We start from the raw sequence: 7,024 nt of genomic DNA, 5'->3' as shown, positions 1-7,024 counted from the left end.
CACTCGGAATTTTGGGATTGGTGACCTCCTTCAACTTCCCAATTGCCGTTTGGGCTTGGAACAGCATGCTCGCAGCCATTGCTGGCGACGTAGTCATTTGGAAGCCAAGTTCCAAAACGCCGCTTACTGCCATTGCCGTTCAAAATACCATTAAGGAGGTTCTTCTCCAGAACGATGTTCCAGAAGGAGTTTTCAACTTGGTTATTGCCAAGAGTTCTGTGATGGGCGACAACTTTTTGGCAGATAAGCGAATACCTCTTATCTCCATAACTGGGTCTACTTCAGTAGGAAAAAGAACGGCCGAAATTGTTGGCAAAAGGCTCGGCAAAACCATTCTTGAACTTGGCGGAAACAATGCTGCCATCGTAACCCCAACTGCCGACCTAAAACAAGCCATCCCATCCATTGTGTTTGGAGCAGTGGGCACTGCTGGGCAGCGCTGCACATCTACCCGCAGAGCAATTGTGCACAGCAGCATATACGAGGATGTAAAGAAAAGGCTAGTAAACGCCTACACCCAAGTTGCCAAAAGAATTGGTGACCCGCTAGAACCAGAAACGCTCGTTGGTCCACTCATCGACAAACATTCGGTGATGGCTTTCACCAACGCCATTGAGGAGGCAAAGCAAGAAGGCGGCAAGGTTGTCTTTGGTGGTGAGGTGCTGCAGGGTAAAGGATTCGAAAGTGGCAACTACGTGGTTCCAGCAATTGTAGAGGCAAAGAACAACTTTCATATTGTTCAGGAAGAGACCTTTGCACCAATCCTCTACCTAATAAAGTACGATACCATTGAGGAGGCTATTGCGCTTAATAATGGCGTACCACAAGGATTATCATCGGCCATATATACCCAGAACCTAATAGAATCGGAGAAATTCCTATCTGAATCTGGTTCCGATTGTGGTATTGCCAATGTGAACACCGGAACCTCCGGTGCTGAGATTGGCGGGGCATTTGGTGGCGAAAAGGAAACAGGAGGTGGCAGAGAGTCTGGCTCCGATGCATGGAAAGTATATATGCGTCGCCAAACCAACAACATTAACTACGGAACAACTGCGCACCTTGCCCAGGGTATAAAGTTTGATATATAAAAACAGGAGAACACTTGTTAAAAGCCCGATAGGATAATAACCTGTCGGGCTTTTTTATTATTTTCAAAAGAATAACCAACAGTTATTTCAAAAAAAAATGACAAAAACTACGGTTACTGTCCAACCTTGTTGTAATTTTCGTAGACAATAATTTTCCGCTATGAAAAAAGCAATTGCACTATTCACCGTCCTATCCCTGTATCTCAATTTTGCTGTAGCGCAAGACACAAGCTCCAACAACGCAGATTCTCAGAAACTCTTGCGCATGGTAGGTATCTCCTACGTTCCCTCGAACAATTGGGGAGTAAGCAGTATTATTGGCCAAGAGCAGTGGCTGAAATACAAATTTTCGGCTACAGCATTAACCACCTATGAGGCAAACTACAGCATAAAGAAATTTCCATTAAAGCTAGGGGTAAACGCCGAGTTTGAAAACAATCTCGTAGGTAAAGCTTATCGATTCGCAGGTTACATCGGCATTAAGCGAATTATGCTTCGAATTCAAACTGGTCTTATGAAGGGAACGGCAACCTGGACTGGAACGCCTATCGATGGTGCAATAACAGAGTTCCCGTTCAATAACAGATATACCAACATCGACCTCCTACTCCTTCCGAAAAAGGAAAAATCGGGTATACAGTATTACGGTATTGGATACACATCGCTCAAACTCCCCATACAGGTAAACACCTTAATTACCAGTGGAGGTAAAGAAAATCAGAAATATGGGAATGCCGTTTTCGATTCGCTCTACACCATTAAGGCCTACTCTTTTATGTTTGGTTTTGACTTGATAACCAGTGAAGCAATGAATCCAGGTTCCTTCAGAGGTGGATTTGGTGCATTTGCTGCAACACAAGACAAGATAGGATTAGGAATGTGCTACATGACAAAAGAGGCAGTGGAAAGAGCAGAACTGGTAAATCCAGGAAGAACAGCTGTTACATCTTCACTCTTCTCAGCCCTAGTAGAATATAACCTCTCTGCTGGAATTAAATACTCCCACCGCATGGGCAAAGGCATCATTATAGCGGCTGCTGGGTACGACTTTGGAGGCGCAATGGTAGCTAACTTTAGCGGCGCAGCTGTAACGAGCACCGACCTAGGGTTCGACCCTAGCCTTTTCTACTGGCACCATGGATTTCTAGTGCGCATTTTTGCAGGATGGTAATATTAAAACAATAAGGAGCGGCCAACAGTGTGGCCACTCCTTTAAGTTAAAAGGTAAATATCTACTGTAGGGGTTTTACAACCGCTATCAGTTCGGGCAAGTCCATTCCCAAATTCTTTAAATGCTCAATTTTAGGAACGCCGTTGCTGGTCCAACCCCTGCGCAGGTAAACAGCGTCAAGCAACTTTTCGTACCTGTCTTCCCGATATTTACGCATGGCATGAATCTTTTCGTCCAGCGACATCTTCTCAGGATCAAGGTTTAGCGCCTCCTTCAGCTGCTTGTCGTATCGCTCGGCGCGGCTTTCATACTCCTCCTTCGAAACTGGTCCAGCAGCACGATATGGCTGTGCATCATGTTTACGCAGGCCATATCCACGGCGAATATTGAAGATTCGCTGGAAGTTATACACTCGCTCGCTCTGACGAATCAGCTCCTTATTGTCGATGTTGCCTCCGGTAACAGCATTGAAAATGGTGATGTAGTTTTCAACGTGCTCTGGAACTTTTGCTGGCTCCTTAGTTGTATGATTATTCTCTTGTTCCACATCGTTCCATGGTAGCTTACATAAACCTTGCAACCCAAACCAAGTACGGAACATTGGGAAGTAATGTAGCGCCTCTGCTTTAGCCTCAAATGTTGGAATTTGGTTATTCACCATATCCATGAAAATAAGCCAAGCCTCATCGTGCTGAGGCCCCTTGTTGGTCATTGCATAACCACCCTGTTGTGCCAACGACTCTTTGGACACATACTGGCTGTATTCAAGACCCTTATTCTCCATTCCAATGTCGTTCAACAACTTTTCGTCAGCGCCAAAATGCTCCACAAAGTATTTTTTCAGCTTACGAATACCCATCCCCGCCAACTTACCAAAACCTTCGTTACGTGCCAATTGATGAATAACTTCATAAGCGGCAGCTGTATTTCCCCAGGTAAGCTCAATACCACCAGTACGCTCCTTATTTAGTATACCACGCTGGTAGCACTCCATCAAAAAGGCCATGGTGGTTCCCCATGAAATGGTGCAAATTCCGTAGGTATCGCAATAGAAGTTAACCTCAATAACATATTCTGGGTCAAAAATTCCACAGTTGGAACCAAGTCCGGCAGCTGTCTCATATTCAGGGCCATCTACAATAACCTCCTGTCCAGCATAGGGTCCAGTTTTTAGTCGAAACTTATCTACGCCCTTTGCGCAGGCCATGTTGCAACCAATCCAGCAACCATCTGGCACTCCTTGCGTAAAGTAGCTCTTCCAAACCGTAGAATTAATTTTGGGAGATTCGGTGTGGGAACCATACTGAAAGTTATGGGTTGGTAGTAAATCGTAATCGTTCATTATCTCAACAAGGTGAGCGGTTCCTTTAGCTCGCATCTCGCACTGCTTGTCGTCAAGATCACGCATCTCCTTATTGAATCGACGGCCACGTTCAGAAATAGCCTCCAAATCAACAACATTATTGAGGTTACCCTTCACTCCTGGAATCTTACAAACAATTGCCTTTATGTGCTTATTTCTGAAAACGGTTCCGATACCACCACGACCAGCTTGTTTAAGGCGAATGCACTTACGCTTGTTGTCGTAGAAGGTGAAGTTGAGCATACCCATAAGGGAATGGTCGGCGGCAACCCCTGTGGAAACAATTCCTATATTCTTCTTTTCTGAGTCATCTTTGGCAAACATATCGCTCAGCACTTCACCCAGCACATGGCTATCGATGGGCTCAGCAGGTGCATCGTAAATCTCCACCTTATGATCGACACCATCGATGTAAATAATCACGTCACGCTGTGCTTTTCCCTGAAGTTCGATTGCATCAAACCCTGAAAATTTCAGGAATGGGCCAAAGAATCCACCCACATTGCTATCAATTACAATGTCGGTTTGAGGTGATATGGAAACCACAATGGACTTACCTGTTCCGGAGTACTGCGTAATACCGCCAATGGGACCAGAAGAGATGACGATCTCGTTTTCAGGATCGTTCCACTTTGTTTCCGGCTTGGTTGCATCCCACAGCAGACGAAGATCGTATCCCTTACCCCCAATAAATTTCTCTTTCATTTGAGCAGGAACAGCCTTTTCCTTGACCTCATTCTTGGAAAGGTTAATGTATAAAGTTTTGTCGGTGTAACCCCTGTGCAAGGGCTTCCAATCATACTTCCAACTGGCGAGCAACTTATGCTGGGCCTTCATTTCGGCTATGTTCATATAGTTGGTATTTTTAGTTTATCGAGCAAATTGAGACACATTTTTCAAAATCTAAAAATACGGCAAGTGGTCGACATAATACAATGACTATTGTCAACTGGCAATTTATTGCATATCCAAGCAGTTACAAGGGAGACACGATTTCAGAGATCAATTTGTAGAAATAGTATTAACTTCGATTTAAATAAACGGGCATTACAACATTGATTGCAATTGTTTTACAGCTTGTTACACAGTAATTACTAAGTTAATCAGGGCAAAAATCAGCACTTTGCCGACTTTACGCATAGATTATTTTACCTATTGATGGATATTCTAAAAGATATATACGATTACTACAAAGCTGAACTTCCACCACCAAGTAGAATTGTTTGTGGTGCAAAATACTTTGCGGTTGAAAACAGTTTAGGTAATGTGGGCTTAGCCGCCAACTTAGGAGAGCATAAAACTGTTGAAATAAGCGAGTTAATGAACCCACATTTTGGTCATTACCATCAAAGGGTTGCCGTGAACGCTTGGATAAACGCTTATGTAAACAACCAAAACAGCTACCCTGCGGAAAAAGACATTTTTGATCAGATTAATTTCAAAGCGTATCCCAACATCGTCATGGTAGGTTTCTTTGAATCGCTGGCGGCAAAGTTTCACAGGGCGAATATACCTCTCACTATTTTTGATTTGAACAAGCAATCACCGAGCATCGCTCCCCTTGAATCGGAGTATGAAGCCATTCACCATGCCGATGTGGTAATTGTATCGTCAACGTCGTTAGCAAACCAAACTCTCTCAAAAATTGTTACCGCAAAAGGAGACATTACCAAAATTATGATGCTAGGGCCATCTACCCCTTTATGTCCGCAACTAATAAGAATTACTGGCGCGAATATCTTATTTGGCTCGATAGTAACAGATAAAAATAAACTCTTCGAAATTGTTAGCAACGGAGGTGGAACAAAACAGTTTCGCCCCTATCTGAAAAAAGTTTATTTTCAACCAACACTCTAGCGTATGCCTACATTTGAAACCCTAGCAGACTTTTTGAAGAACAAAACCGTTGGCATTGCCGGAGCCGGAGGGTTGGGAAGCAACTGCGCAATGGCTCTGGCTAGAACTGGTGTTGGTCGCCTAATCATCGTTGATTTCGATCTGGTAACGCCTGGAAACCTCAACCGGCAATACTACTTTATCGACCAAATAGGACAACCCAAGGTACAAGCGTTAAAAGTGAATATTCATCGAGCAAATCCTGAAATTCAGGTTACGACATATCAGGCAATGGTGTGTAGCGAGAACATTGGTCATCTTTTTGCAGAATGCGATGTAATAGTGGAGGCCTTCGATAGCGCAGAAATGAAGCAGATGCTCATTGAGCAGGTCTCTATGCTATTTCCTGATAAGCCAATTGTTGCAGGTTCGGGAATGGCTGGCTGGGGCAACTCCAACAGCCTCCGAGTAGAATGCTTCGACAATTTATATATTTGTGGAGATGGAACTGCAGAAGTTTCGGTGACGAACCCGCCACTTGGACCAAGGGTAGGAATTGTTGCCTGCATGGAAGCCAACACTGTTCTTGAACTGTTGCTGAAAAAATTCAACAATGAAGATAACCCTAAATAACCGACCCGAAGAAATCGATGGCAAGGAGAGTGTCACCATTCAGGAATTGCTGATTATAAAAAACTTTACATTCAAGATGCTGATCATAAAAATAAATGGCACTGTGGTAAAAAGAGACAACTACGCCACAACCAATGTACATGCCAACGACGATGTAAAGGTTATTCATTTGATTAGCGGAGGTTGATTTTTTTATAACTTTACCCCATGAACTGGGAAAACATCATTAATTGGATAAAGGCGCATAAAGCCCCTAACTTGCTGAAGAATAAATTTTTCCTTACTGGGATGATTTTTCTTCTTTGGCTCACCTTTTTTGATAAGAATAACCTCATTGACCTTTTTGGCGAAATGTCCAAAATCCATTCGCGCAATAAGGAAAAAGAGTATTACGAAGAGAAAATTGCCAGTGACAGAGAAAAAATAAAGGAACTTAGAACTAACAGCAACAATCTGGAAAAATTCGCTCGTGAACAATACCTCATGAAAAAATCAAATGAGGATATTTTTATTATTGAATAGAGTTCGAATTATCCCACACCTTCCTATCAAGCTTTCGATATTCCTCAAGCACTTTAACAGCATCGTCTCCAACCACAGGATGGCCCATTTGCGTCAGCAACTTTGCGGCCTCTTCCGCTATCGGTTTTTTCTCAAACCAACCCGTGTGGGAAAAGTTTAGAAATTTAAGCACCCTAAATGCGTTGAACCACAAATAGAATCGCTTTACAAAGTTCTCCACCTTAGAGGAATTGGCCCTTACCTCCTCAACTGCATCAACCCAGGCAATGCTACGAAGGTATTCCTGCAATGCTGGATGCAGGAGTTTCTCCAGTTGAGCGATCTCCTTTTCATGGTAAAGCTGTTCAACCATGCCAAACAGGCTACCGAGTATTTCAAAGGAGTCCAAGGAATATGTTTCAAACTGAG

At 43.4% G+C, this 7,024-nt stretch carries 8 protein-coding genes; 6 read left to right on the top strand and 2 right to left on the bottom strand.

Annotation, left to right across the window (positions count from 1 at the left end; translation table 11 throughout):
- Positions 1-1,091: aldehyde dehydrogenase family protein (locus VMW01_13880; protein ID HUW07335.1), on the top strand; the 1,091-nt coding region annotated here is incomplete at its 5' end.
- A gap of 160 nt (positions 1,092-1,251) precedes the next feature.
- A complete protein-coding gene (locus VMW01_13875) occupies positions 1,252-2,262 on the top strand; it encodes a hypothetical protein (protein HUW07334.1) in 1,011 nt (336 codons plus the stop codon).
- A gap of 61 nt (positions 2,263-2,323) precedes the next feature.
- Here the strand turns inward: VMW01_13875 and VMW01_13870 are convergent, their stop codons facing one another.
- Complete coding sequence (locus tag VMW01_13870; protein HUW07333.1) at positions 2,324-4,477, bottom strand: aldehyde ferredoxin oxidoreductase C-terminal domain-containing protein; 2,154 nt, start codon at positions 4,475-4,477, stop codon at positions 2,324-2,326.
- Between the two features lie 306 nt (positions 4,478-4,783).
- On the opposite strand from VMW01_13870, the gene VMW01_13865 reads away from it, so the two are divergent.
- Genes VMW01_13865 through VMW01_13850 form a run of 4 tightly spaced genes read left to right on the top strand, consistent with a single transcriptional unit; the run spans position 4,784 to position 6,616 of the window.
- A complete protein-coding gene (locus VMW01_13865; GenBank protein ID HUW07332.1) occupies positions 4,784-5,482 on the top strand; it encodes a DUF364 domain-containing protein in 699 nt (232 codons plus the stop codon).
- Between the two features lie 3 nt (positions 5,483-5,485).
- Positions 5,486-6,094, top strand: a complete 609-nt coding sequence (thiF, locus tag VMW01_13860) for a sulfur carrier protein ThiS adenylyltransferase ThiF (protein HUW07331.1) — start codon at positions 5,486-5,488, stop codon at positions 6,092-6,094.
- On the top strand, positions 6,075-6,281 hold the full coding sequence (thiS, locus tag VMW01_13855; GenBank protein HUW07330.1) for a sulfur carrier protein ThiS: 207 nt from the start codon (positions 6,075-6,077) through the stop codon (positions 6,279-6,281). Before thiF ends, thiS begins: the two co-directional genes overlap by 20 nt.
- 20 nt (positions 6,282-6,301) lie before the next feature.
- Positions 6,302-6,616, top strand: a complete 315-nt coding sequence (locus tag VMW01_13850; GenBank protein ID HUW07329.1) for a hypothetical protein — start codon at positions 6,302-6,304, stop codon at positions 6,614-6,616.
- On the opposite strand, the gene VMW01_13845 is transcribed toward VMW01_13850, so the two are convergent.
- On the bottom strand, positions 6,606-7,024 hold a 419-nt coding region (locus tag VMW01_13845), incomplete at its 5' end, for a hypothetical protein (protein ID HUW07328.1). The two genes, VMW01_13850 and VMW01_13845, sit on opposite strands and share 11 nt — an antisense overlap.

Source organism: Williamwhitmania sp. (assembly GCA_035529935.1).
Taxonomy (GTDB): domain Bacteria; phylum Bacteroidota; class Bacteroidia; order Bacteroidales; family Williamwhitmaniaceae; genus Williamwhitmania.
This window is presented reverse-complemented; position numbering and strand designations above follow the sequence as displayed.

Bases quoted from the DNA above. Each gene is read 5' to 3' on its own strand.
- VMW01_13875 (HUW07334.1), top strand. From the start codon at position 1,252: ATGAAAAAAGCAATTGCACTATTCACCGTCCTATCCCTGTATCTCAAT.
- VMW01_13870 (HUW07333.1), bottom strand. From the start codon at position 4,477: ATGAACATAGCCGAAATGAAGGCCCAGCATAAGTTGCTCGCCAGTTGG.
- VMW01_13865 (HUW07332.1), top strand. From the start codon at position 4,784: ATGGATATTCTAAAAGATATATACGATTACTACAAAGCTGAACTTCCA.
- thiF (HUW07331.1), top strand. From the start codon at position 5,486: ATGCCTACATTTGAAACCCTAGCAGACTTTTTGAAGAACAAAACCGTT.
- thiS (HUW07330.1), top strand. From the start codon at position 6,075: ATGAAGATAACCCTAAATAACCGACCCGAAGAAATCGATGGCAAGGAG.
- VMW01_13850 (HUW07329.1), top strand. From the start codon at position 6,302: ATGAACTGGGAAAACATCATTAATTGGATAAAGGCGCATAAAGCCCCT.